This is a genomic window from Brevibacillus fortis (assembly GCF_003013395.1).
GTDB lineage: Bacteria > Bacillota > Bacilli > Brevibacillales > Brevibacillaceae > Brevibacillus > Brevibacillus fortis.
Genome location: NZ_PXZM01000003.1, coordinates 363,444 through 389,507, shown reverse-complemented (window position 1 = coordinate 389,507; position 26,064 = coordinate 363,444). Strand labels below are relative to the sequence as shown.

Here is a 26,064-nt window from a genome sequence, read left to right as displayed (position 1 = left end):
ATCGCAGAGCACAACTGGGGAGTGATACTTGTGAAAGGGTTAATCTTGTGCGCTGGACGTGGGACGCGACTGCACCCCTTTTCCTATTCGCAACCGAAAACCCTCCTCCCTGTGGCCAATCATCCGGTCTTACACTTTTGCATTCGCAAACTACGTGAAGTGGGTATTCAGGACATCGGCATCGTGATTCATCCTTCTCAAGTACAGATTCCTCCCATGGTGGGTGATGGTAGTCATTTCGGGGCTACCATTACGTTTATCAAGCAGGAGGTACCATTGGGAATTGCCCATGCTGTCCAACTAGCGCAACCGTTTTTGCAAGACGATCCATTTATCTTGCTACTAGGTGATAATTTATTGATGGATTCGCTTCACGGGCTTACACAAGCGTTTACGAAGGGAAAATCCGACGGTGTTGTGATGCTGAGTAAAGTGGAGAGACCACAGGATTATGGGATCGCAGAAGTACACAAAGGACGATTAATCTCTGTAGAGGAGAAGCCACGTCAGCCAAAGAGCAATCTGGCGGTTATTGGCGCATACCTGTTTACGTCACCTATTTTTGAGTCGATTGCAACCCTGCAGCCATCTCCCCGAGGCGAACTGGAAATAACGGATGCGATTCAATCGATGATTAATCGCGGCTTTAAAATGGCTCACTCCGTCACCAGCGGAAAGTATTCGGATGTGGGAACCATTGATCGCTGGCTGGAGGCTAATCAGTGGATGCTTACCAGGGAGCTAGGCAATCAACATCAAGTTGGCAAAGGAACCATTGTGAAAAATTCGAAGATTACGGGTCCCGTACTAATCGGTGATGATTGTGTGATTGAAAATTGCCAAATAGGACCGTACGTCTCGATCCAGAATGGCGTAAGCTTGAAAAATTGCTCGTATATCGAAAATAGTATCTTGCTAGAAAACTGCTCGCTGCAAGACATTGCATGGAAAATAACGAACAGCGTTTTCGGCCGCTCATCGATGATGACGGGTCAATCGTCTAACAGCACGGGTGTTTTCATTGTAAGCGACAAATCGTCCATTTGCATTCCGGCTGTCAAGAGGGAGGACGTATGAATCCGACCTTTACTGTAGTCATCCCGACATACAATCGCGCCAAATTTATTCGTAGAGCCATCAGAAGCGTCCTGAAACAAACCTCAAAAGATTGGAAGCTGTTAATCATTGACGATGCGTCCAACGATCACACTAGAAGAAAAATTGAAAAATATTTGTACCTCCCAAACATTATGTATCATCGAATGGAACAAAATTCTGGAATCGGCAAAGTCATGAATCAGGCATTGTCCATGGTGGATACCCCTTATCTCGTACAACTCGACTCGGATGACTGGTTACCGAAACGAACGCTGGCAGTGATCAAAAAGTACATTCACAAAAGCAAGAAAAGCACAGCTCTCTTCTATGGCAATATGAACATCTGGAAAGTTAGGCGTGGAAGATATATCAAGACGATTAAGGTGAAGCACAAGACATTTCATAACAAATACCAGTTTCTGAAGTACAATCGTTGGATGGTTTCTCCACGCTGCTATCGCGTAGAAGCGCTGCATAAAGTGGGTGGTTGGGATACCTCGGATCGATACGAGGGAAGGATTATGGAGGATCGGCGAATCATTTTGCGATTAATTGAAAAGTATCGGGTGAGATACATCAACAAAATCCTTTACAACCGTACGAAGCATAAAGGTCAGCTCACGGATAGCAAGATGAAGTTCCGCCGTAATTATTTGCGAAAAAAAACATTCAAATTTTATTTGAAAAGGTGGGGCAAGAAGTACAAGGCCATCTATGGTTACAAGAACGGTTATTTAGTCATTAGAAGACTCAAGAAAGTGAGGCGTCGGAGGCGATGAAGAAAGCTCTTGTCACCGGCTGTGCAGGTTTTATTGGGTCTCATTTGACGCAGCGCTTGTTGAACGATGGCGTGACAGTCATCGGGATAGACGGGTTCATCGATAACTACGATGTAGCTGCGAAACTGCGTAATCTGGCCGAAATAGGAAAGCATCCTGCCTTCACCTTCCACTCTACAACGCTTCAGACTGGGCGTTGGGACATTTGGCTCGAGAACGTTGATGCTGTTTTCCATCTCGCTGCCCTACCGGGAGTGAGAAACAGCTGGGGAAAGTCCTTTGCTGATTATGTTAGTCATAATATTTTGGCTACACAAGAATTGCTGGAGGCTTGCTTGCAAAGACCGAAGCCACCTGTCATCGTGGTCTCGTCTTCCTCTTCGGTTTACGGGACGATGCAAGGGACATTAACCAATGAAAATGCGCCTCTTCGCCCAGTTTCCCCCTATGGGGTGACCAAGGAAGCGATGGAGCAAATCTGCTCAGTTTATGTGAAAGCTTATGGACTCCCGGTTAGCATGCTTCGCTACTTTACGGTATACGGTCCCAGACAGCGACCCGATATGGCTTTTCATCGTTTCTTTCGTCAAATGCTGAAAGGCGAGCAGGTCATCATGTATGGTGATGGCCAGCAATCAAGGGACTTTACGTATGTGACAGATGCGGTAGAGGCGAATCTGCTCGCTGCACAACATGCTGTTCCTGGAGACATTTTTAATGTGGGTGGAGATCGGGAAATCAAGCTCATCGATGTGCTATCCATCATGGGCACGTTAATGAATCTGACCCCTCGCATTACGTATCAAAATGGGCCAGCAGGTGACTCCTTACGAACCTGTGCGGATATCCAATTTGCCCAACAACGCTTGGGATACAAACCAAAAGTAACGTTAGAAGAGGGTCTTCGCCATCAATTAGCAGAGATTCGTTCGCAATCGAAGGGGTAATACCCGTCATAAAGGAGGCCAGTTGCATGCATCGGGTCCTCGTTTATCGCAGAAAGTTTCTTCCCAAGAGTGAAACATTTATTTACGAGCAATTGCTAGGACATCAAGTGGTAAAACCCGTGGTGTTGACCCGACAGCGAGCCTTTAACCGAAAACAATTTCCTTATTCGCCGGTCTATGTGCGCAAGCATATGGCCGGCCTCTCCACTTGGCTGCGACGAAAAAAAATCAAATGCCTGCATGCCCGTTTTGGTCCTGCTGGATTAGAATTACTTCCTTATGCACAAAAAAGCAAGCTTCCCCTGATTACTTCCTTTCATGGTTTCGATGCGACCAAGCGCGTCAAAGAAAACCCAGTGTACAGGCGCTCCCTTAAGCGTCTCTTTCGAAAGGGCAAGGCGTTTACAGTCGTGAGCAATCACATGAAAAAGCGATTGATTCGTCTGGGCTGTTCCCCGTCCAAAATTACCCTTATCCGCTCAGGAATTGATTTGCGCAAATTTCCCATGCTGCCTCGACACCCCGTAGAAAATGGGGAGTACCGATTGCTAAGCGTAGGGAGACTGACCGAAAAAAAGGGGATGGATACGTTAATCAAGGCGTTTGCCCACGTGCATAAAAAACATCCCAAGGCGAAGCTAATCATCGTCGGTGATGGAGAAGAAAAAAAGAAGCTCAAACGACTGATCAAGAAAAATAGGTTAGGCACACAAGTCGTGCTCAAAGGTGCTTTGCCACATCGTGAAGTCCAGCGTGAACTGGCCAAATGCCATTTGTTCATCATCGCATGCAAGACAGCGAGAAATGGCAACCAAGAAGGGATTCCCAATGTCATCATGGAAGCGATGGCTAGCGGACGCCCTGTCATTTCCACCTATCACGCGGGGATTCCTGAGCTGGTCGAAAATAAGATAACCGGATATCTTGTCCCAGAGAAATCGCCGACTGCGCTAGGGAAAATGATAAACCGTGTACTAACAGAAAGTCACGAGTGGGCACAGATCACGACGGAGGCTCGATTGAAAGTAGAAAAAAACCACGATATCCATAAGCAACGGATGAGGCTAGAAGAGCTCTACTTGCGTGTGTCGAAAAAATGATGAGGTGAAGGAATGAAAGTTGCCGTTATTGGGACCGGCTACGTTGGTTTGACGACTGCTGTTTCCCTTGCCATGAACGGTCATCAGGTGATTGGTATTGACCTCGTTGAAGCCAAAGTTGAAAAATTACGCCAAGGGATCTCACCGATTTACGAACCAGGCTTAGAAGAGGCATTGAAAAAAGTATTGGATGAAGGCGCGCTTGTTTTTTATACGGATCTGGCAGCGGCAAAGGATGCAGAGATTTATTTCGTTTGTGTAGGGACACCGGAAGCACCAGACGGCACAGCCGATTTAACCTATGTATTCGGTGCTGTTTCTGACATTGAAAAGGTCCATTTGCTCGCACCGCAAGAACGCATCATAGTAATCAAGAGTACCGTCCCAGTCGGAACTGGCGAAAAAGTCGCGGTGATGCTGGCTGGCTGCCAAGGAGTATCTGTTGCATCCAACCCGGAGTTTTTACGGGAAGGGAGCGCATTATTGGACGCACTGGAGCCTTCGCGAATCGTCATTGGCGTAGATAATTCTAAGGCAGAGGCTCGCATGGAGGAGCTGTACAAAGGCGTGAAGGCACCACGGGTAATAACCACCAGAGCAAACGCGGAGCTGATCAAATACGCTTCGAATGCGTTTTTGGCAACACGAATCTCCTTCATGAATGAGCTAGCACGGTTAAGCACAGCGCTTGGGACGGATATCGTGACGATCTCGCGAGGCATGGGACTGGACAGCCGAATCGGTCCGCAATTTTTACGGGCTGGTGTAGGCTATGGCGGTTCATGTTTTCCGAAGGATACGATTGCGCTCTTGCAGCTCGCAGCCGAGCACAATATTCACTTGAGCATTTTGGATAAAGTGCGAGAAGTGAATGCTACGCAGCCTAGCTGGTTTTTGGAGCAGTTGTGCTTGCAACTCCCTGATCTGAAAGGCAAACAAATTGCCGTTCTGGGGCTGACGTTTAAACCGGATACGGATGACATCCGCGAAGCGCCGTCACTCAAATTGATAGAAGCACTGCTGCAAAAAGGGGCTTATGTGAAGGCGTTCGATCCGATTGGAGCATCTATTGTCAGCAAGCAGTTTCCACAGATCACATACACCCAATCCGCGGGTGAAGCATGTGACGGAGCACACGCCGCATTATTGGTCACAGAATGGGAACAGTGTGTCCAATTAGATTGGAAACAGGTTCATCAAAGCATGGCGCAGCCTCTCTTGGTAGACGGACGAAATGCTTGGCCGACCCAGGATGTAAAGGAAGCTGGTTTTCACTATATCGGAGTAGGGAGAAGCTGACTTTTCCATTTCGGGAAAGCTCGGCTTTTTTTCTGTGGAAAACGTGAAAGCGCCTGATTGATTTGAACCTGTAGGCATAATACGATAGGATAAACATATGGATGATTTGACCATTTCATCTTACATGGATAACGAGGGAGTGATCACGGTGAATAAAAGCAAAACACTGCCGAAACGCAGTGACGTCCCCACTGAATACAAATGGCGTCTTGAGGACATTTATCCCACTGATAATGATTGGGAAGCGGACGTACAAAAAGTAAAACAGCTCACGGAAAAAATCGCAGCAATGAAAGGCTCTCTGGCTACTTCCGGGAATCAGTTGCTGACCGTGTTGACTCTGCAAGATGAATTGTTGAAGACGCTCGACCAAGTCTACGTCTATGCACGTATGCGCAGGGACGAGGATAATGCGAACAGCAAGTATCAAGGACTGACTGACAGGGCGACCAGCCTCAGCACGCAGGCATACGGCTCCATCTCGTACATACAGCCAGAAATTTTGGCCATTCCCACGGAAGACTTGCAAACGTGGATCAAAGAAGCAGAGGGCCTTGCGCACTACCGGATTCTGTTGGAAGAGATTACCCGCTTCAAGCCACATACATTATCTGCCGAGGAAGAAGCATTGCTGGCAAATATGAGCGAGCTTGCGTCCTCACCTTCCAAAATATTTGGCATGCTCAACAACGCTGACATGAAGTTTCCGATGATCACGGATGAAAACGGGGAGGAAGTCGAGCTGACCAAGGGACGCTATACGCAGTTCATGGAAAGCAAAGACAGACGCGTGCGCAAAGAAGCATTCGAGGCGTTGTACAATACGTATGGCAAGTTCCGCAATACGATCGCGGCCTCGCTGACATCTGCCATCAAAGGGGATGTTTTCTACGCACGGACGAGAAAATATCCATCTGCCCTATACGCAGCCTTGTTTGCCGATAATGTGGAGCTTCCTGTTTACGATAACCTGATTGCAACGATTCATGAGCATCTTCCGCTTATGCACCGATACATTGCCTTGCGCAAAAAATTATTGGGTGTAGATGAGTTGCACATGTACGATTTGTATGTGCCGATCGTACCTGAGACGGATATGAAAATCCCGTATGATCAAGCTGTAACGACGATAAAAGAAGCACTACATCCACTGGGTGAGGAGTACGGTCGCATCCTGGAAGAGGGCTTTTCCAACGGTTGGATTGACGTGCAGGAAAACGAAGGGAAGACAAGCGGAGCCTATTCATGGGGAGCTTATACGACACATCCGTTTGTGCTCATGAACTATCAGGACAATGTCAACAATATGTTTACTCTGGCGCATGAGATGGGTCACGCTTTGCATAGCTACTATTCCAATCACGCACAGCCTTATACGTATGCTGATTACAAGATTTTCGTAGCAGAAGTGGCCTCCACGCTGAACGAAGCACTTTTGATGAATCATTTGCTCGAGACGACGACTGACAAGAAACAGCGCATGTACTTGATTAATCATTACCTGGAGCAATTCCGTGGAACGGTATTCCGTCAAACCATGTTTGCCGAGTTTGAGAAAATTGTGCATGCAAAAGAAGAGCAGGGAGAGCCGTTGACATCGGAATCTCTCAGTGCAATCTACCGTGAGCTCAATGTTGCCTATCACGGTCCGGATATGGTCGTAGACAGCGAGGTTGATTTGGAATGGGCGCGGATTCCTCATTTCTATCGCGGCTTCTATGTGTATAAGTACGCGACAGGCTTCTCGGCTGCGACGTCTCTTTCCAAGCAGATTTTGGAGGAAGGCCAACCAGCCGTGGATCGTTATTTACAGTTCCTCAAGGGCGGCAGCTCAGATTATCCGCTCAATCTGCTAAAGGGCGCAGGTGTAGACATGACGTCTCCAACACCAATTGCAGAAGCATTGAGTGTCTTTAAGGAATTGCTAGAAGAACTGGAACAACTGGTTGCACAATAATAGGTATCACCTCGAAAAAGGCAGTTCAGGTCTATGACTTGGCTGCTTTTTTTGTTAAATTTTTCTTTAATATTGTCCAAGAAAAGGTAACTTTCCCATTTTTCTTGCGTATTTATTTATGCGCTGTAAGGTGCTGTTCTCCGTCTCGGGGCGGATATAAATTTCCACCCGCTGACTGTTTTGCAGCAAAGGTAAAAACTGGCACAATTACGCCATGAGGAATGATTGTGAAAATTTGGAGGAATTCTTGTGAAAAAACGGGCATCGATTATTCTGGCTTCCGTAATGTTGGTTGCAGCAGGTTGTTCAGCACCAGCACCAGAGGCACCACAGCAGACGGAGGTAAAGGCGAAGGTAGTAGAGGTAGTTAAGGTTCAAAAAGCAGCAAAGCCAGTGATGCTCGCAGTCACAGGGATGGTGGAAGCTAAGCGGGACGCGGTGCTGTCGTTTGGTACTGGCGGAACCATTTCAGCGATCTCTGCCACCAAAGGTGCAAAAATCGCCCAAGGTCAGTTATTGGCCACATTGGATACTCGCTACCAACAAAAAGAAATTGCAGCGGCACAGGGGCAGGTGGAGGAAGCAGCAGCGCGGAAAATCAAGACGTTAAAGGGAGCGACAACAGAAGCAATTGAACAGAAGCGCCTGCAGGTAAAAAGTGCGCAAGACAGTCTGGATAAAGCAAAGCAGGATCTCGCAACAAGTGAAAAGCTATTTGCTGGCGGAGCCATTTCGCAAAACGAAATAAATACGAGCAAACGGGCTGTTACGCAAGCAGAGATTACACTGCGTGACGCTCAGCTGTCTCTGAATGAACTGCAGAAAGGAGCGGAACCAGAAGATGTCATGGTCGCCAACGCATCGATTAAAGCTGCTGCAGGTGGTGTAGACCGTGCGAAGAAGAGCTTGGATGATGCGAAAATTCAGGCGCCATTCGCAGGAACAGTCGTGGATGTGAACTTACAAATCGGTGAGCAGGTGTCGCCCGGTCAGGATATCATTCGCCTCGTTGACCTGTCCGAAATGAAGGTAACGTTGGATGTTTCCAATGATTTGATTGGTCAATTCCGTGAGAAAATGAAAGTGCAGGCTTTGTCGGACGATGGTAAGAAAAGTGAAGGAACCATTGCATTTATATCTCCAGTTGTGAACAAGGATACAGGGAAGTACCGCGTTGAGATCACGATACCGAATGCAGAGGGTTACTGGCGTGGAGGAATGGCAGCGACGGTTGAGGTGCCGCGCCAAGTGAATGGCTTCCTCGTGCCACTGGAAAGTGTCGGCGTGAGTCAAACCGACCATTTCGTGATGGCAGTAGAGAATGGACTGACTGTAAGAAAACCAGTGAAGACCGGTCAAATGGTCGGAGACTCCATCGAAATCGTTTCTGGAGTGAAAGAAGGCGACCAGCTCCTGCGCAGTGGAATTACATTCTACGTCGAAGGGCAAAAAGTAGAGGCGAAGGGAGAATAGTTACATGAACAAGATGATTCTCTTTTTGCTGAAAAGACAGCTAATCGTCTACTTATTTACATTTTTGCTCGTCATTGCAGGTTTGGGGTCCTTGTTCAGCTTTAATATCGAACTCGTTCCAAAGACGAATTTTCCTGATATTTATGTAAGAATTTCCGGTGGTGCACTGCCACCAGAAGAAATGGAAGAAAAAGTAACGAAAAAAGTAGAACAAGAACTAAAATCGATTAGTGATATTAAAAAATACTCTTCTTCAACAAGTGCAGGTTCTGTCAGAATCAATGTTTCTGCAAATGAAGGCAAAGGCGAGCAGGTGAAGCAAGATGTACAAAATGCCGTTAACCGTCTCCGAAACGGTTTTCCGAAAGCCGTTGACTCTGTAGATATCTTCCAGAGCAATATGGGTAGCGATCAAATGATTGATTTTGCCATCGTGGGAGCAGAGCCGAAGACCATGCTGAGTTTGGCAAAAACCTCGATCAAGGACCGCATTGAAGAAGTCGAGGGAGTCAAGGAAGTAATCGTAGAAGAGAAAAGCTTCGAGAATAAAATTACCATATCCTTTTTGCCACAGCGATTGAATGCCTATCAGACAACGCCAGCAGCTATCATTTCACAGCTTCAGGATACAAACTGGAAGCAAGGGATTGGTACACTGGAGAACACGGGATTTGATACGGTTGTCATGATTGACAATACTTATCAGACCCCACAGGAAATAGAGGCACTGCCAATTGATACACCGAGAGGAACCGTTTCTCTGAATCAACTGGCACAAATTGAAGATTTGCGTGGTAAAGTGAAAGACTTTGTCGCCCTGACAAATGGTTCCGTGTTTATTCAAATCAGCGTGACACGGGCAGACGGCTATGACTTGATCACGACACAAAAGAATGTAGAAGAAGTCGTTCGCAAAATGAACACAGAAGCAAACGGCAAATACAACATCAAAGTCATGTTCGAAGGAGCTTCCTTTGTCGAGCATGCCGTGAGCAACCTCAGCCGGGATGTCATGATTGGTGGGGCGCTTGCGATCATCATCTTATTCGTCTTCCTTCGCAACTGGAGGGTCACACTCGTCATCGCTACGACGCTGCCGCTCTCTGCGTTCATGACGTTTATCGCGATGAAACTCGCAGGCTACAACATTGATATGATCAGCTTGCTGTCGCTTAGCTTGTCAGTCGGCTTGATCGTCGATGCCGCCATCGTCGTATTGGAAAGTATCTATCACTACCGGGAAAAGGGCGAAGAGCTGAAGCAGGCCATTATTAAAGGAACGAGAGAAGTTTTGACACCTGTGTTCACCTCGCAGCTCACGATCATCATCGTCTTTTTGCCACTTGTCTTTGCCGATTTTGAAGATTGGCTGAAACCGGTTTTGGCTACCATCGCCTTTACGGTATCCGCTGCCATTATTGCATCGACGATCGCTGCTTTCTTCTTCGTTCCCGTGTTTTCCAATCGCTTCTTGCAGAAGGATAAGCACGTTTCGCTTGAAGGAGAAGGCAAGGAACACTTTATCATTCGCGTATTCAGCGGCATTTTACATGTAGCGATTAGACATCGAATAAAAACGGTTTTACTCGCAGTAGCATTGCTAGTTGGTTCCGCTTTCCTCACACCTTTTATGAAAATGGGTCAAGGAATTAACCCCAATGAAAATATCGTCTTTGTCACTATGAAAATGCCGATCGGTACTACGTTGGAAACAGCCCAAAAAGCAGCCATCACTGCGGAAACATCTATGCGGGAGATTCCAGAAATCAAGGATGTATTCTTCTTTACTTCCAAGGAAGAAGCAACATTGTTCATTTCCTTAATTCCGAAGACGGACAGAACACGTGAAAAGGACGCTTTGAACGAGGATATTAACAAGCGCCTGAATGCGACCCCAGGAATCGAATCCGTCTCCATGTCTTTCGGACAACAAGGCGGAAGCGGTCCGATCCAACTGGATGTTTACGGGGATGATATGGAAGTCATGCGGAAGATCGCAACCGATCTGGAAGCGATGCTTGGAACGATCAACGGGCTCACCAACATTCGCAACGATTTTAAAGAAGGAAAAGAAAAAGTTACGTTGCTGCCAAAACAAGAAGCGCTTACCAGACTGAATGTAGATCACCGTTCCCTTTTGCAGCAACTGAGCGTGTTAATTGGCAGCCAACCAATTACGTCCATCACACAAGATGGAATCGAAGTAAACATCGTTGCCAAGATGCCGGATAATTGGCTGAAGCACCCGGATCAGCTCAAAACAATTATGGTGACATCGAAAGACGGGGCAGCAGTGCCTTTGGCAGACCTGGTAGATATGGAGTACAGTAAGTCTCCGATCACGATTGAGCGTAAAGAAGGCGACCGCATCGTTACGGTTTCTGCCGAGATGTTGGGAAGTGAATTAGGGGCAGTAGGCCGTGAGATTGATGAGAAATTGCCAAACGTGCCTGTACCAGCAGGTTATAAAGTGGAAATCGCCGGTAAGCTGAAAGCGCAAAGCACGAACATGAGCCAAGGGATCTTCGTATTCTTAGGTGTTCTGGCTCTGATTTACGTCATCATGGTTGCCCAGTTCGGGCGGATGTCTCAACCGTTTATCATCATGCTGACCATTCCGATGGCACTGGTCGGAGTCGTGCTTGGATTCGTTCTTACGCAGCGGACATTCGGTGAAATGGCGATGATCGGGATCATCATGCTTGTCGGTATCGTCGTATCCAATGCGATTCTCTTGATCGACAGGATCAACCTGCTGCGCAAGCGCGGAATGGATACAGCTGAAGCCATTATCCAAGGAACGAAGGAACGGATTCGTCCTGTTATCATGACGAAGCTGACAGCGATTTTGGGAATGCTGCCGATGGGACTTGCGATGGCGGAAGGCTCTGATTTGGAAGCACCACTCGCAACTGCCGTAATCTCAGGTTTGGTCTTCCACACGATCGTCACACTGGTGCTCGTTCCAGTACTTTACTCCCTGTTTGAGGGCGCGAAGGCAAAAAGACTGGCGAGAAAAGCCGCTCGTCAGGCGAAGCGTGAAGCAAAACGAGAGGCGAAACAAAACAAAGATAAGAACGTACCTCCGACAGAGGTATAGTGATTGGAAAGAGAAGGGGAGCATGTGCTATACCCCTTCTCTTTTGCTTTTCCTTCGTCTGAAAGTTCTGTAGAATAAAGAGATAAGTATACATACATGAGTGAACCATGAAAGGAGCATGCATATGGATCTATTTTTGCAAGGCAAAACCGCTCTGGTACTCGCGTCGTCAAAAGGATTGGGGAAGGCAACAGCGCTATGCCTCGCCCAAGAAGGTGCGAATGTCACGATATGCGGTAGAGATGAGGCTGCTCTGGAAATCGTTCGTGCGAAAATCGAACAGGCTACTGGCAAATCTCCGCTTGCTGTTATGGTGGATGTGACAAAGGAAGAAGACATAAAGCGAGTTGTCGAAGCAACGGTCAAACATTTTGGCAGCGTCGATATTTTAATCAACAATTCAGGTGGGCCTGCAATAGGCAGATTTGATCAGCTCACCGACGAACAATGGATGCAAGCCTTCCAGTTAAATTTGCTCAGCTATGTACGTGCGATTCGTGCTGTTTTGCCTCATATGCGAGCGAACCAATTTGGAAGAATCATCAACTTCGCTTCCTCGTCTTTTAAACAGCCGATTGAGAATTTACTTCTGTCCAATACGTTTCGTACAGGGGTATTGGGCTTATCCAAGACACTTTCCTCAGAACTAGGACCAGATGGGATTCTGATTAACACCATCGGGCCTGGCAGAATTGCGACGGATCGAGTGGCACAACTGGATGGGCTTACCGCAGAAGCGAAGAGCATCAGTTCAGATGAAGTAAGGGAAAATTGGGAGAAGCAAATCCCATTGGGCAGATATGGTCAGCCTGACGAGTTTGCTCGCATGGTGACGTTCTTGGCTTCCCCAGCGAACAGCTACGTGACAGGTCAATCCTTCCTCGTCGATGGTGGATTGATCCGCGCGATCTAATAAAAGAGAGGAGAATTCCTTTGAGTAAAGAGAGCTCATTTGATATCGTGTCCAAAGTTGAGTTGTCCGAAGTGAACAACGCGATTCAGACCGCCTTAAAAGAAATCGAGAACCGCTTTGATTTCAAAGGGAGCAAGAGCAGCATCTCCTTGGAAAAGGAAGAGCTCGTTCTCGTCTCCGATGACGACTTCAAGCTCAGTCAGGTCAAAGACATTTTGCTTGGCAAGCTCGTCAAGCGGGACGTCCCGATCAAAAACCTCGACTACGGCAAAATGGAGCCAGCAGCGGGCGGCACTGTCCGTCAGCGTGTCAAGCTGGTGCAGGGAATCGACAAAGACAATGCGAAAAAGATCAACAGCATCATCAAAGATACAGGGCTTAAAGTGAAAACACAGATTCAAGACGATCAAATCCGTGTGACGGGCAAAAGCAAAGATGAATTGCAGCAAATCATCAACGCGATCCGCAAGGCTGATTTGCCATTGGATGTACAATTTATTAACTACCGCTAACTACTAGAAAAGTTTTTACTTCTAACTCTCTTCCCTCTCGCATATGCATGTACAAATAAGTGACAAGCACTTGCGAAAGGGAGAGTAGAGACATGAAGGTCTTTATTATCAGTATGCGCAATCTCATTTTAGGCGGAATTGTTTTTCTAGTAGTGCTAGTGGCGGGGATCGTACTTTTGGTCAAAGACCCTCTGAGCGTCTCCGACTCTTATCGACCGTCAGACCCGACTACTCCGGTTACAGCGACGGCACCCATGAACCAGCCAACAGGGTCAGAAAAGCCGGCGCTGAATATGGAGGTCAAGGTGGATGGGACGACGGCAGAAGTATCCTTGCTCACAGAGAACTTCACGTTTGTTCAGGAAAATGGCGAAATAGCCGAGGGCCCAGTCTTTGGTGAGGGACACGCACATTTATACTTGAATGGCGAACCAAAAGGGATGATTTATCAACCAGAGTTTTTACTGAAAAAGTTGCCCAAGGGAGAGCATGAAATTCGCGTAGAGCTAAACTACAGCAATCACCTGCCATACAAGGTAGAGACTACGAAAAAAATCGTCGTGAAGTAAAACAGATCGCGTTCCACAACAGGGACGCTTTTCTTTTTGGGCTGAAGGGAAAGGAGCGTTTCTGAAATGTCAAAACCATCAAAGGAAGAATTATTAGCGGGTGGAAACGTAACAAACGTTTACCGTTTTGGCAATACAGTCAGAAGGGAAGTAAAGCCAGAAAGCAAGAACATCCATGAATTATTGAAGCACTTGGAAAGAAAAGGCTATCCGTATGCTCCCAAATTTTTAGGCATCGATGGAAAGGGGAGAGAAATCCTGTCCTTTATAGAAGGAGAGCCTGGTCATGCTCCTTTGAAGGAATATATGAAGTCGAACGAAGCGTTACAAGAAATTGCGAAGATGCTTCGGCTTTATCATGATTCTGTCAGTGATTTTCCGTTCGATGATCAGTGGCATTCGTTGGATCACACGCCTGAACCGCGTGAAGTCATTTGTCATAATGACTTTGCCATGTACAATATGATTTTTCATCAACAAAGACCGATTGGGATTATCGATTTTGATGTAGCAGCTCCGGGTCCAAGACTTTGGGATATCGCTTATACTCTCTATACCTGCGTGCCTTTCAGTAGATTCTCTTTTTCTGAATCCGGAGAAAAAATCCATTACCAACCATTGCTGCATGCCAATCAGCGAAAACAGCGAATGACATTGTTTTTTGAATCGTACGGGATGGAATGGAAGGAGAATGCCGTTGAGATGGTATTGCTTCGATTAGAAGGTCTATGCAGGACCATCGCCAGAAAAGCGAGTGAAGGCGATGCTGCTTTTCAAAAGATGATCGAGGAAGGTCATATTCGTCACTACCAAGAAGACATCGCATTTATTCATAAACACAAGGGCGAATGGGTGTAGGACGTGAATGGAAAAAGAAGGGTTTGTGGCATAAAGGAAGAATCATACAGAATAGTCTGAATGTTTTGGGGGTGCTTGTATGATCCATATGACCACAATCGGCAACATGTTAGACGATACAGCCAGTAAGTATCACGAAAAGGAAGCGCTGGTTTATTACGAACGAGGGCTTCGTTATACGTTTGGGGAATTTCAAGAGATATGCAATCAGGCAGCGCGGGGCTTTATGTCTCTTGGCATTCAAAAAGGGGAGAATATCGCGATTTGGGCAACCAATGTGCCAGAATGGGTGATTTCCCAATTCGCCACAGCGAAAATGGGTGGTGTGCTGGTAACGGTCAATACGAGCTACCGGGTACATGAGCTGGAATATTTGCTGCGTCAGTCAGAGTCAACGACGCTTCTGTTGATTGATTCTTATCGCGATGCGAATTATCTCGCCATGATTCAAGAAATTTGCCCGGAGTTACAGACATGTGAACCTGGAGCGCTACAATCCAAAAGGCTTCCGCATTTAAAAAATGTCATCTATCTAGGGAGTGAGAGACAGCCCGGGATGTTTCTGTGGAGTGATTTGCTCGAACGTGCTGCAAGGGTCACGGAAGAAGAGCGGATATCGCGCCAGGCGATGCTCTCACCTGATGATGTCATCAATATGCAGTACACATCCGGGACGACCGGCTTTCCAAAGGGAGTCATGCTGTCGCATGTCAATATCGTCAACAATGCCATTAAGGTAGCGGAATGTCAGCGGCTCGGGCTAGAGGATAAGGTGTGTATTCCTGTTCCGTTTTTCCACTGCTTTGGTTGTGTGATGGGGACCTTGGCATGTGTGGCGACTGGTGCGACGATGGTTCCTGTCATCGCCTTTGATCCCGGCGTGGTACTTACGGTTGTGGAGTCCGAGCGCTGCACAGCACTGTACGGTGTACCCACCATGTTTATTGCAGAGCTGAATCATCCGACTTTTACCGAGCGTGACTTGAGCTCGCTGCGAACAGGCATCATGGCCGGTTCTTTATGCCCGATTGAGGTCATGAAGAAGGTCGTCGATCAAATGGGAATCCGTTACATTACGATTGCGTACGGACAAACTGAAGCTTCTCCTGTCATCACACAGACCGTACCAGAGGATTCCCTCGAGCGAAAAGTATCCACTGTCGGCCGTCTGCATGCAGAGGTAGAAGCAAAAATCATCGATCCGGTGACAGGTGACATTTTGCCGCCAGATGTACAAGGCGAGCTGTGCACCCGAGGCTATTTGGTCATGAAGGGCTATTACAACATGCCAGAGGAGACAGTAAAAGCGATCGATCACGAAGGCTGGCTACATACCGGAGACTTGGCAACCGTAGATGATGAAGGCTACTATCGGATTACTGGCAGGCTCAAAGATATGATCATTCGCGGAGGGGAAAATATTTATCCACGCGAAGTGGAAGAATTCCTCTATACGCATCCAAAAGTGTTGGACGTCCAGATTGTAGGTGTACCTGATGCCAAATACGGAGAGCAGGTATTGGCGTGCATTCGGGTAAAGCCTCACGAGACGTTGTCGGAGGATGACGTGCGGGACTATTGCGAAGGGAAGATTGCTCATTACAAAATCCCTCGCTACATACAGTTTGTAGACGAATATCCGATGACGGCTTCTGGAAAAATACAAAAGTTCAAGCTGCGGGAGCAAGCGTTGCAGCTGTTTGGGCAAAGCAACCCAAACCAGACTGGAACTGCATAGGAAAAGGTTCATGCGCCGGGGAAATACTCCTGGTGTTTTTTTTAGATAGTTCTTCACATTCTAGCAACTCTTGATAAAATAAGTGGAAATGAAAAATGGGAGAGGTGCAGCTTAGAATGGAAGTTCGTTTTTTGGGACCAGACGATGCAGATGAGCTTATCAAGATTAGACTGGAAGGGCTGCAAACAGATCCAGATGCATTCGGCTCTACTTATGAAGAGGAAATCCAAATGCCTAAGGAAGAGTGGCTGAGAAGGCTTTCTCAAGGAGAGTCGGGGGATAGCGGCTATTTTGGAGCTTTTGTGGAAGGACAGCTGGCTGGTATCATCGGTTTTTTCCGGCATAGAGGGTTGAAAGCAAGACACAAAGCGTCTATCGTCTCCATGTACGTGCGAGAAGCGTATCGCGGGACGGGTGTCGCACAAGCGCTCATGCAGACCGAGCTCGCGTATCTGGAGAAGCGGGGAGATATCGATACCGTACAGCTCGCTGTCGTCACGACCAATCCGGCTGCCATTCGTCTCTATGAGAAAATGGGCTTTCTCCCATATGGAGTGGAAAAACGGGCACTGAAAATCGGCGATCAATACTTCGATGAAAGTCACATGTATATTCTACTATAGGACAACCATGGAAAAAGCGAAGGCACACAATAGTGGATGCCTTCGCCTTTTTCTATGCGTTACGCTATGGATTGAAAATTAACGACTTGCTTCGTATGCAGCGATCTTATCTTCATACTGTAACGTAATTCCAATATCGTCGAGGCCATTCAGCAGGCAGTAACGACGATAGGAGTCAACCTCGAACGGGTAGGAGAGACCTTCACTGTCACGAACGACTTGTTCTTGCAGATCGATGGTCAGCTGATAGTTCGGCTTGTTTTGAGCACGATTGAACAGCTCATCGACTTGCTCTTCACTCAACTTGATCGGCAGGATGCCGTTTTTGAAGCAGTTGTTGTAAAAAATGTCCGCAAAGGATGGAGCAATCACACAGCGGAAGCCATAATCAAGGAGAGCCCATGGTGCATGCTCACGAGAGGAGCCACAGCCAAAATTGTTACGGGCAAGAAGGACAGTAGATTCCTTGTATGCAGGCGTATTTAAAAGGAACGTATCGATTGGCGCACCATCGACAGTAAAGCGCCATTCGTAGAACAGGAATTGACCAAAACCGCTGCGCTCAATACGCTTCAAGAATTGCTTGGGGATAATCGCGTCCGTATCTACGTTTACACGATCGAGTGGAGCTACCACTCCGGAGTGGATGACAAATGGATTCATTGGAATACCTCCTTGCTTACGTTCTCGCTTTTCCATTCACGTACATCTACGAAGTGACCTGCGATAGCTGCAGCCGCAGCCATTTCCGGGCTGACCAGATGTGTCCTTCCGCCTCGTCCTTGACGTCCTTCGAAGTTCCGGTTGGAAGTAGAAGCACAACGCTCACCCTCGGACAGGATATCTGGGTTCATCGCCAGACACATGGAGCAACCAGATTCGCGCCAGTCAAAGCCAGCTTCTTGGAAAATGAGGTGTAAGCCTTCTTGTTCAGCGAGCTGCTTAACTGCTTGAGAGCCGGGAACGACCATTGCGTGAACGGAAGGGGAGACCTTGCGTCCTTTTGCCACTTCGGCTGCTTTGCGCAGGTCCTCGATCCGACCGTTCGTACAGGAACCGATAAACACGCGATCGATTTTGATGTCGCTCATAGGGGTACCAGGCGCAAGATCCATGTACGCCAGAGCATCTTGTGCCGCTTTGCGCTGTGCGGTTGTCTCGAATGACTCAGGGTCTGGAACAGTGTTCGTAATGTTCGTACCCATACCAGGGCTCGTTCCCCACGTAACTTGCGGAGCGATCTCGGCTGCTTCGATTTCTACACAGGTATCAAATGTAGCGCCTTCGTCTGTGCACAGCTCTTTCCAAGCCTCGACAGCTGCAAGGAAATCTTCCCCTTGTGGGACGTAGCGCTTGCCTTTCAGGTAGTCAAAAGTAGTTTGGTCAGGAGCGATTAAGCCGGCACGAGCGCCACCCTCAATCGTCATGTTGCACACCGTCATACGTTCTTCCATGGTCAGGTTGCGGATCGCAGCACCTGTGTATTCTACGACGTAACCAGTTGCAAAGTCAGTTCCGTATTTTGCGATAATCGCCAAAATTAAATCTTTTGCACTGACACCGAATGGCAGGTCGCCGTTCACGCGTACTTCCATCGTTTTTGGTTTCGATTGCTGCAAGCATTGCGTTGCAAGTACATGCTCCACTTCACTGGTACCAATACCGAAGGCGAGGGCACCGAATGCTCCGTGAGTAGAGGTGTGGCTGTCACCGCAGACGATTGTTTTGCCTGGATGTGTAAGCCCGAGCTCAGGACCAATGACGTGGACGATTCCTTGATCAGGGCTATTCAGATCCGCGAGTGTAATCCCAAATTCCTCACAGTTCGCCGTCAAGGTTTCCATTTGTTGACGAGAAATCGGGTCTTTGACATTAAAGCGGTCAGCAGTCGGTACGTTGTGGTCCATGGTCGCGAAGGTAAGCTCTGGACGGCGTACTTTGCGGCCAGCCAAGCGGAGTCCTTCGAAAGCTTGCGGTGAAGTCACCTCGTGAACCAGGTGCAGGTCGATATACAAAAGGCTCGGCTTGCCTGCCTCTTCGTGAATAACGTGATTGTCCCAAATCTTTTCAAACATCGTACGGGCTGTCATCATGTTTTCCTCCTTCGATCAAAAACTCTTAACAAGGTTGTAACATGGCAAAGAGAATAGTTCAAAGATATAATACTTATAAGAAGGATAGTTTTTGCCTATCGGGAGGTTTATATGGAGTTACGACAAATTCGTTATGTACTCGCTGTTGCGGAAGAACGCAGTTTCTCTCGGGCAGCCAATCGATTACATTTGGCCCAACCCTCGTTGAGCCAGCAAATTGCGAAGCTGGAGAAAATACTCGGTGTCAGCTTGTTCCATCGCTTGCCGCAGCATGTAGAACTGACTGATGCGGGCCAGCGCTTCGTACAGGTGGCGCAGACGCTCGTCGATATGTCAGAGGGGCTAGAGAGGGAAATGCGAGCCTATGCAGTAGGAGAAAGCGGCAAATTGCTAGTAGGAAGTCTACCGATTACAGGGGCGTACGTGCTGCCTAGGGTATTGCCTACGTTTACACAGCAATTTCCCGGTGTCGAGCTGCAATTGATGGAAGAAACGTCGAGTCATTTGGAGCAGCTGCTCGTGCGGGGGAAAATTGATGTAAGCCTGCTAACCATGCCCATCAGTGAGCCTACGCTTACGATCATTCCTGCGATCAATGAAGAAATCTTTTTGGCTGTACCATCCAATCATCCGCTCGCCAAACGTAAGGAAGTCGATCTTGCAGAGGTAGCCGATCAGCCTTTTATCCTGTTAAAAGAAGGACAAGGCTTCCGCACGATTTCGCTTCGGCTCTGTGAACAGGCGGGGTTCCGGCCAAGAATCGTTTTCGAGAGCACCAACATCCAGACCGTCCAGTCACTTGTTGCAGCAGGCATGGGGGTGTCGTTTGCGCCGAAAATGATTACGCTCGCACCCGGAACGATTGAGCCGCCAACGTATGTGCGGATCAAAACAAAACCTTCTCGCACACTCGTCGTGGCGTATCGAAAGGACAAACCATTGTCTCGCCCGGCTGAAGCGTTTGTGCAATGTCTCATCGAGCAGGGTGGAAAAATATAGAGTGATTTCCCCCGCCTGTGGTACACTATTGCCAAATCATTCTGGGAGGAAGATAAGCATGAGAGAAATAAAGACAGAAGCAGAATTCGAGCAAGTGATTGCAGCAACAAAGCCAGTCATCGTCAAATTCTTCACGGATTGGTGCCCAGATTGCCATCGCATTGATCCATTCATGCCTGCCGTGGAGGAAAAATACAAGGAACAACTGGATATGATAGAAGTCAACCGTGATACTCTCCCGGACCTGTCTCAAAAGTATGATGTCTTCGGGATTCCAAGCTTTATTGCGTTCCAAAATGGAAAAGAACTGGTTCGCTTCGTCAGCAAGCTCGGAAAAAGTCGTGAGGAGATCGAGCATTTCTTAGACCGTGCCATTCAAGTAGGTAAAGGACTCGAGCAAGCGTAATTGCATGAACATAGAACAGGGAGATAGAAAGAAATGTTAAACATGAAAAAAGAAGGGGAATGGCTCGTTGCTCACTTACGAGACAAAGACGATGCCATTCCGATTGGGAACCTGCTGCGTGAAGAGTGGAAGCTGCCTCGCAAGCAGGTCCATCTTTTATTCCAATACAAAGAAGTACTGCTGGATGGTGAACCTATCGCTCAGCATGTTGCGGGAACAGCAGGGCAGGAAATTCGGCTGCGGATGTGCAAGCCTGAGCCTTTGGGGCTTGATCCGGCTAGTGAAGCTCCCGAGATCTTGTACGAGGATGATCATTTGCTCATCGTGAATAAGCCGGTTGGCCTTCTGTTACATCCGACTGAACGACACCATCATATGACGTTGGACCATCTCGTGTCAGGCCACTTTTTCCGTACGGGTTTGGAAGCAAAAGTCCGCCATGTCCATCGGCTGGATCAAGATACGTCAGGCGTTGTTCTGTATGCGAAGCATGCGTGGGCCTCTGCACTGCTAGATGAAATGCTGCGTGAGCGCACAATCAAGCGTACCTATGTCGCGTATGTTTCGGGACTAATGCCCAAAGAGCGCGGGAAAATTAATGAGCCCATTGGAAAAGATCGGAATCATGGAACGCGCAGAAGGGTCACACCAAACGGAGATACAGCTATTACTCATTACCAGGTAGAAGAACGCTTTCAAACAGCTACGAAAGTGGAATGTCAATTGGAGACGGGGAGAACCCATCAAATCCGCGTTCACTTCAGTTATATTGGGCACCCGCTCTTGGGGGATGAATTGTATGGTGGCAAGCGCGAACTCATTAAGCGACAAGCGCTACACGCCGCAGTACTCAAATTCGAGCATCCATTCGGTGGAGAACTTATTGAGGTTACGGCCCCGTTGCCACTCGATTTGTTTCACTTGGAAAAGAAGCTGAGATAAGCGCCATTTGACTACAGGCTGAATAAACTGCCAAGGAGGAAACGAGAGAGGGTGGTCTTTTGAAACGACCCATAATCGGCATTTTGACTTGGCGGGAAGGCAAAAGGTTTGCAGAGCCAACCTATTTTCGGCGACTGTTCAAGGCTGGACAAGAACTGGGCTGTACCGTTTTCTTGTTTTCACCAAAGGATGTACTCGGATCTGGCAAGCAGGTGAGAGGGTATGTCCCGGGGAGTAACGGCGGCTGGCAAGCACGGATATTTGACCGTCCAGACGCTGTATTCGACCGATACCGTTATACACCGACACAGGCATTTAAGAACTACGTGGCCTTTCGACAGACGAGTAATTTTTTGTACGCAAACAATCGATTGGCAAACAAATGGCGTGTACATGAGGTGCTGCATCGGGACCACAGAATGCATCGTTGGCTTCCGGAGACCCACCTCTATAATCGACAAAGCCTGGTCAACATGCTAGGCAAGCATCCACTGCTCTACGTAAAGCCACTCAATGGAACAGGGGGACGAAACATCCTGTCGATTGAAAAACGTGGCGACGAACTGAGACTGCTCGGCAGGAACAAACAAAGGGCGAAAGTATCCACTGTAGTAAGAGACAAAGCCGCTGCCCAGAGATGGGTGGATCATTGGACGAGACAGGAGAAATACATCGTACAGCAAGGGCTTCGATTGCAGCTGGTTCCTACGCGTGCAGTAGACATGCGTCTCTTGATTCAAAAGAATGGGCAGGGTGAATGGAGCATTACAGGTCATGGGATTCGCGTAGGTCCAGAACGCAGTGCAACCTCTAATCTGCATGGCGGCGGAAAAGCGATCCCTGTTTCGGTATTTCTCCGGCCAAAGTTTGGGGAGGAACGAACTGCACAGATCGTGCATGATTGCGAGCAGCTTGCTTTTCAAACAGCGGAAACACTCGAGGATCATTTTGGACGGATGGTTGAATTTGGACTGGATATTGGCATCGATGTAGATGGTCGCGCATGGCTGATCGAAGTGAATCCCAAACCAGCTCGGGAAATCTTCCGGGAGATGGGGGCAATGGAGCAGTACAAGAATGCCATCACTCGCCCGCTAGAATATGCCATCTACCTTGCGAAAACACAAGGACGCGAAGGTCGCGAGCCACTTTTGAAGAGAAAGGTCGCCAGAGGATAGCGTGAAAGTGTAAACAGCGGTAGTCAGGGACCACGTTTGAAGTCCTTGTCTGCCGCTGTCTTTGCTAGGGCAAGATGGAAAGCGGTAACTGCAATTTGCTCGGGATGTCAGGGGCGTAATCGGGTGTATGAATAACAGAAAAAGAGTATCCTCCCCGGACGAATGTAAGCTCATGAGCGTCTGAATGGAACAGGACATTGCTTTTTTCAAAGCGCCTCCGCACTTTTTGCAGGAATGCTTGGTCAGGTGTTCCAAATGTGACGTGCATTTTTGGTGGTAACGCTTTCATGGCAATGGGAATCCAAGGCCTGTTTTTCCATGTGGCTACAATATGTGCCGTTCCTCCGATGACGAAGCTAAAAATTTCGCCATCCTCGTATGTTTTCAGGCTGATATTCGATTTTAACCATTGCGTAAAAACAGGAACACTTTCCACGGGACAACCCACTTCCCGTAAATACATAATGTGCAGGGGAGTCGATGGCTCGACGACTTCTTCTGACACATACTCGTGGGCAATAATCTCCAGAAGATTCCCGTCTCCATCGCGGAAATACAGGTTCATCCGTTGCTTTTCCTGATCAATGTCATGCCCATCCTCCCATTGAACAATCAAAAGACCAGATTCTTTGATCTTTTTCGCTGATTCATGAAACAGGGAATAAGGTACTTGAAAAGCAATATGGGCAGGGGAGATCGGCTCATACACTTCTTCAAAGGTTAATCGAAAATGGGGTGTGACCTGAAACGTAATTTGTTTGTCTGATTGAGATGAAATCGGAAAGCCGAGACGGTCTGCGTAAACCTGATGTACCCCTTGGATGGACACGGTTTGTAATGTTAAATTAGAAAAATGCGTGATCACCTGGCATCACCTTTTCCTATAAAAAGATATCTTACAATAAAGTAACATAATATAGATTATGTATACTCAAATGATTCACACTGTTTCTAGACAATCTTCTCAAATATCTTGAGAGAGGCGAACCATATCTACTACCTGAATCCCGTTTTCGTAAATCTCTTCCTCATAATGCCGCAAGAAAAAGTCCCGATCGATCCAATTCATGCGAAATCCACACTTTTGATAAAGGGCGAGCTGACCTACACTAGAATTCCCTGTGCCGACCTCGATCGTCCTAAACCCAAGAGACTTCGCTACTTCAATGGAATCAAGAACGAGCTTTTTGCCAATGCCCTTTCCTTGATGGGCCTCATCGACGGCAACATTCACGAGTTCAATCGTATCCGGTCTGGTTGGAATCAACACGTAGACGCCTACGATGTTCTCCTCCAGAACAGCGACATAGCATTGACCTCTTTGTAAATAATCTTCCACCAATCTGACAGAAGGGTCAGCCAATAAGAGTAAATCCATTGGTGGTTGTTCCTGTACTGCAAGCTTGCGAATTTCCATCCGTGTTTCTCCTCCGATTCAAGCGTTTTATGAGCCAGTCGTTACTGGCTTTGGCAATGGAGCTGTTTCATAGTTGACAATCTGGTTATTTTCGTACGTAAATAAATGCTGACAAGGGTCAGCTTCTTCCAGCATGTACGGTAAAAACATGGGAAGGTTTTCCGGGACGCCAGCATTGTTTGGATCCAAGATCCACGCTAGCTCTTTCCAATCAAGTATGCCTTCTTCCACCAATTGCGGAGTTTGAGAGCGCTCGAAGTCTTCTGGAAGATCAGCGAGAAATGCATACATACCGCCCGCTTGACTTCCATCAACGAGCCAAGAGACAATCCCTTTGTAGTAAGCGGTTTCTAGCAAAATGCCTGTCTCTTCCCGAATCTCGCGAAGGACACTGTCCAGTGGAGTCTCTCCGTGCTCTAGCTTACCGCCTACGCCATTCCATAGCCCCATCAACGGTGATTTGTTGCGATTCAGCATGAGTATTCCATTTCTATGTTTGAGAAAGCATATGGTATAGCGATACATGTTATCACTTTCCTTTTTGTACAATCGACTTCTTTAACACGACCATTGTATCAAATGAGTGGATTCCTCAGTTATTTTTATTTGGTTTTCCAAAAGAAGTTTCGTAATATTTCGTTATAATAACAAAGAAGAGTGGAAGAATAGGGGGCTCGTTCAAGATGGTAAACAATGAAAAGGTGGAAGGGCTAACATTAGAAGAATGGAAAACGAAATATCCGATTCTCCATAACATGACGGAAACAGATGAAGTGTTCTGGACGAACCCTGGCTATGACGAGATCGCAAAAGCAACGCTTTTTGTTACGCCAGAGGAAGTCCAGGATGCAGAAGAACGTTTGCGGCGTTTTGGCTCATTCATTCAAGTGGCTTTTCCCGAGACGAGAGAAGCTGGTGGTTTGATCGAGTCCCCTCTCGTTCCGATAAAAGAGATGCACAAGTACCTGGAGTCTCGCTTTGCGTCGAATATACAGGGGAATCTCTGGTTAAAATGCGATAGCCATTTGCCTATTGCAGGCTCAATCAAAGCGCGGGGCGGCATCTACGAGGTGCTGGCACATGCAGAAGAATTGGCCCAAAAATATCAGATGCTGCAAACGGACAAGGATTATGCTGGTTTTGCTTCGGAAGAGTTCCGGGAACTGTTTTCCCGTTATTCCATTGCAGTAGGCTCGACTGGAAATCTTGGTTTGAGCATTGGGATCATAAGTGCTACGCTCGGTTTTCAAGTCACCGTACATATGTCAGCAGACGCCAAAGCATGGAAAAAGGAATTACTGCGGGCAGAAGGGGTCCAGGTAGTGGAGTACGCATCGGATTACGGAAAAGCGGTGGAAGAGGGCAGGAAGCAGGCTGAAGCCGATCCGAACTGCTATTTCATTGATGATGAAAATTCCAAACGATTATTCCTCGGCTATGCAGTAGCAGCCGAACGATTGAAAAGACAACTAGAGGAACAACAGATAAAAGTAGATCGAGATCACCCGCTGTTCGTCTACCTTCCGTGTGGAGTTGGTGGTGGTCCTGGTGGTGTTGCGTACGGGTTGAAGCTCGTCTATGGCGACAATGTTCATTGCTTTTTTGCGGAACCAACTCATTCTCCCTGCATGCTGCTAGGTTTACTGACAGGACTCCATGATAAAGTCTCCGTTCAAGATTTTGGGATAGACAACAAGACAGAGGCGGATGGTCTGGCCGTTGGTCGTCCTTCCCGATTGGTAGGGAAAATGATGGAGGACCTGCTGAGTGGCGTGTTTACAGTGGCTGACGAGGAGCTATACGCCTTGTTGCGTGGCATGCGCGATCACGAAGCAATTCGATTGGAGCCGTCCGCATTGGCTGGCATGCCAGGACCTGCTAGATTGTTTCAGCAGGAGACAGGGCGTCACTATTTGGCGAAGCAAGGTCTAACGGAAAAAATGAAAAACGCGACCCACATCGTATGGGCAACAGGTGGGAGTATGGTGCCGGAGAACATCCAGGACGAGTACTATGCGAAAGGTCAGGAAACCAAAGAGAAATAAAAAGGATGGGTTGGTGAA

General features: G+C 47.6%; 24 protein-coding genes. 19 read left to right on the top strand and 5 right to left on the bottom strand.

The window, feature by feature from the left end; translation table 11 throughout:
• The first annotated feature begins 30 nt into the window (after positions 1–30).
• The 14 genes from C7R93_RS03435 (at position 31) to C7R93_RS03370 (ending at position 16,966) form a co-directional block, all read left to right on the top strand.
• Positions 31–1,077 carry a glucose-1-phosphate thymidylyltransferase gene (locus tag C7R93_RS03435; RefSeq protein ID WP_106837478.1) on the top strand — a complete coding sequence of 349 codons (1,047 nt, stop codon included), beginning with the start codon at positions 31–33 and terminating at the stop codon, positions 1,075–1,077.
• Positions 1,074–1,877, top strand: a complete 804-nt coding sequence (locus C7R93_RS03430) for a glycosyltransferase family 2 protein (RefSeq protein WP_106837477.1) — start codon at positions 1,074–1,076, stop codon at positions 1,875–1,877. Before C7R93_RS03435 ends, C7R93_RS03430 begins: the two co-directional genes overlap by 4 nt.
• Complete coding sequence (locus C7R93_RS03425) at positions 1,874–2,824, top strand: NAD-dependent epimerase/dehydratase family protein (protein WP_106837476.1); 951 nt, start codon at positions 1,874–1,876, stop codon at positions 2,822–2,824. The genes C7R93_RS03430 and C7R93_RS03425 overlap by 4 nt, the downstream gene beginning before the upstream one ends.
• Before the next feature lie 26 nt (positions 2,825–2,850).
• Positions 2,851–3,924 (top strand): glycosyltransferase, encoded by a 1,074-nt coding sequence (locus C7R93_RS03420; protein WP_106837475.1) that lies wholly within the window; start codon positions 2,851–2,853, stop codon positions 3,922–3,924.
• Positions 3,925–3,936: 12 nt separating this feature from the next.
• Entirely contained in the window at positions 3,937–5,223 is a 1,287-nt protein-coding gene (locus C7R93_RS03415; protein ID WP_106837474.1) for a UDP-glucose dehydrogenase family protein, read from the top strand.
• Between the two features lie 97 nt (positions 5,224–5,320).
• Positions 5,321–7,180: an oligoendopeptidase F gene (pepF, locus tag C7R93_RS03410; RefSeq protein ID WP_106837473.1), complete on the top strand. Its 1,860-nt coding sequence runs from the start codon at positions 5,321–5,323 to the stop codon at positions 7,178–7,180.
• A gap of 249 nt (positions 7,181–7,429) precedes the next feature.
• Positions 7,430–8,653 carry an efflux RND transporter periplasmic adaptor subunit gene (locus C7R93_RS03405; protein ID WP_106837472.1) on the top strand — a complete coding sequence of 408 codons (1,224 nt, stop codon included), beginning with the start codon at positions 7,430–7,432 and terminating at the stop codon, positions 8,651–8,653.
• Positions 8,654–8,657: 4 nt separating this feature from the next.
• Positions 8,658–11,753: an efflux RND transporter permease subunit gene (locus C7R93_RS03400; protein WP_106837471.1), complete on the top strand. Its 3,096-nt coding sequence runs from the start codon at positions 8,658–8,660 to the stop codon at positions 11,751–11,753.
• A 124-nt stretch (positions 11,754–11,877) separates the two neighbouring features.
• Positions 11,878–12,666, top strand: coding sequence for an SDR family oxidoreductase (locus C7R93_RS03395; RefSeq protein ID WP_106837470.1), 789 nt, complete (start codon positions 11,878–11,880; stop codon positions 12,664–12,666).
• Between the two features lie 20 nt (positions 12,667–12,686).
• A complete protein-coding gene (locus C7R93_RS03390; protein WP_106837469.1) occupies positions 12,687–13,178 on the top strand; it encodes a YajQ family cyclic di-GMP-binding protein in 492 nt (163 codons plus the stop codon).
• 92 nt (positions 13,179–13,270) lie between these two features.
• Positions 13,271–13,747 (top strand): hypothetical protein, encoded by a 477-nt coding sequence (locus tag C7R93_RS03385; protein WP_106837468.1) that lies wholly within the window; start codon positions 13,271–13,273, stop codon positions 13,745–13,747.
• A 66-nt stretch (positions 13,748–13,813) separates the two neighbouring features.
• Complete coding sequence (locus C7R93_RS03380; protein ID WP_106837467.1) at positions 13,814–14,605, top strand: phosphotransferase; 792 nt, start codon at positions 13,814–13,816, stop codon at positions 14,603–14,605.
• Between the two features lie 79 nt (positions 14,606–14,684).
• On the top strand, positions 14,685–16,343 hold the full coding sequence (locus tag C7R93_RS03375) for an AMP-binding protein (protein ID WP_106837466.1): 1,659 nt from the start codon (positions 14,685–14,687) through the stop codon (positions 16,341–16,343).
• 116 nt (positions 16,344–16,459) lie between these two features.
• Positions 16,460–16,966 (top strand): GNAT family N-acetyltransferase, encoded by a 507-nt coding sequence (locus tag C7R93_RS03370; protein ID WP_106837770.1) that lies wholly within the window; start codon positions 16,460–16,462, stop codon positions 16,964–16,966.
• A 78-nt stretch (positions 16,967–17,044) separates the two neighbouring features.
• On the opposite strand, the gene leuD is transcribed toward C7R93_RS03370, so the two are convergent.
• Positions 17,045–17,629 (bottom strand): 3-isopropylmalate dehydratase small subunit, encoded by a 585-nt coding sequence (gene leuD / locus C7R93_RS03365; RefSeq protein ID WP_106837465.1) that lies wholly within the window; start codon positions 17,627–17,629, stop codon positions 17,045–17,047.
• On the bottom strand, positions 17,626–19,056 hold the full coding sequence (gene leuC / locus C7R93_RS03360; RefSeq protein ID WP_106837464.1) for a 3-isopropylmalate dehydratase large subunit: 1,431 nt from the start codon (positions 19,054–19,056) through the stop codon (positions 17,626–17,628). Before leuC ends, leuD begins: the two co-directional genes overlap by 4 nt.
• Positions 19,057–19,170: 114 nt before the next feature.
• On the opposite strand from leuC, the gene C7R93_RS03355 reads away from it, so the two are divergent.
• Genes C7R93_RS03355 through C7R93_RS03340 form a run of 4 tightly spaced genes read left to right on the top strand, consistent with a single transcriptional unit; the run spans position 19,171 to position 22,584 of the window.
• Positions 19,171–20,058: a LysR family transcriptional regulator gene (locus C7R93_RS03355; protein ID WP_106837463.1), complete on the top strand. Its 888-nt coding sequence runs from the start codon at positions 19,171–19,173 to the stop codon at positions 20,056–20,058.
• Positions 20,059–20,116: 58 nt separating this feature from the next.
• Complete coding sequence (locus tag C7R93_RS03350; protein WP_106837462.1) at positions 20,117–20,464, top strand: thioredoxin family protein; 348 nt, start codon at positions 20,117–20,119, stop codon at positions 20,462–20,464.
• 33 nt (positions 20,465–20,497) lie between these two features.
• Positions 20,498–21,406 (top strand): RluA family pseudouridine synthase, encoded by a 909-nt coding sequence (locus tag C7R93_RS03345; protein ID WP_106837461.1) that lies wholly within the window; start codon positions 20,498–20,500, stop codon positions 21,404–21,406.
• 59 nt (positions 21,407–21,465) lie between these two features.
• A complete protein-coding gene (locus tag C7R93_RS03340) occupies positions 21,466–22,584 on the top strand; it encodes a YheC/YheD family endospore coat-associated protein (protein WP_106837460.1) in 1,119 nt (372 codons plus the stop codon).
• A 64-nt stretch (positions 22,585–22,648) separates the two neighbouring features.
• On the opposite strand, the gene C7R93_RS03335 is transcribed toward C7R93_RS03340, so the two are convergent.
• The 3 genes from C7R93_RS03335 to C7R93_RS03325 all read right to left on the bottom strand — a co-directional run bounded on the left by C7R93_RS03335 (position 22,649) and on the right by C7R93_RS03325 (position 24,526).
• Complete coding sequence (locus C7R93_RS03335; RefSeq protein ID WP_106837459.1) at positions 22,649–23,449, bottom strand: VOC family protein; 801 nt, start codon at positions 23,447–23,449, stop codon at positions 22,649–22,651.
• 99 nt (positions 23,450–23,548) lie between these two features.
• The gene (locus C7R93_RS03330; protein WP_106837458.1) at positions 23,549–24,001 is read right to left on the bottom strand and encodes a GNAT family N-acetyltransferase; all 453 of its coding nucleotides are present in this window, start codon (positions 23,999–24,001) and stop codon (positions 23,549–23,551) included.
• Between the two features lie 27 nt (positions 24,002–24,028).
• Entirely contained in the window at positions 24,029–24,526 is a 498-nt protein-coding gene (locus C7R93_RS03325) for an NUDIX hydrolase (protein WP_106837457.1), read from the bottom strand.
• A 158-nt stretch (positions 24,527–24,684) separates the two neighbouring features.
• Here C7R93_RS03325 and C7R93_RS03320 point away from each other — a divergent pair, with 158 nt between their 5' ends.
• The gene (locus C7R93_RS03320) at positions 24,685–26,046 is read left to right on the top strand and encodes a D-serine ammonia-lyase (RefSeq protein WP_106837456.1); all 1,362 of its coding nucleotides are present in this window, start codon (positions 24,685–24,687) and stop codon (positions 26,044–26,046) included.
• Positions 26,047–26,064: the final 18 nt, after the last annotated feature.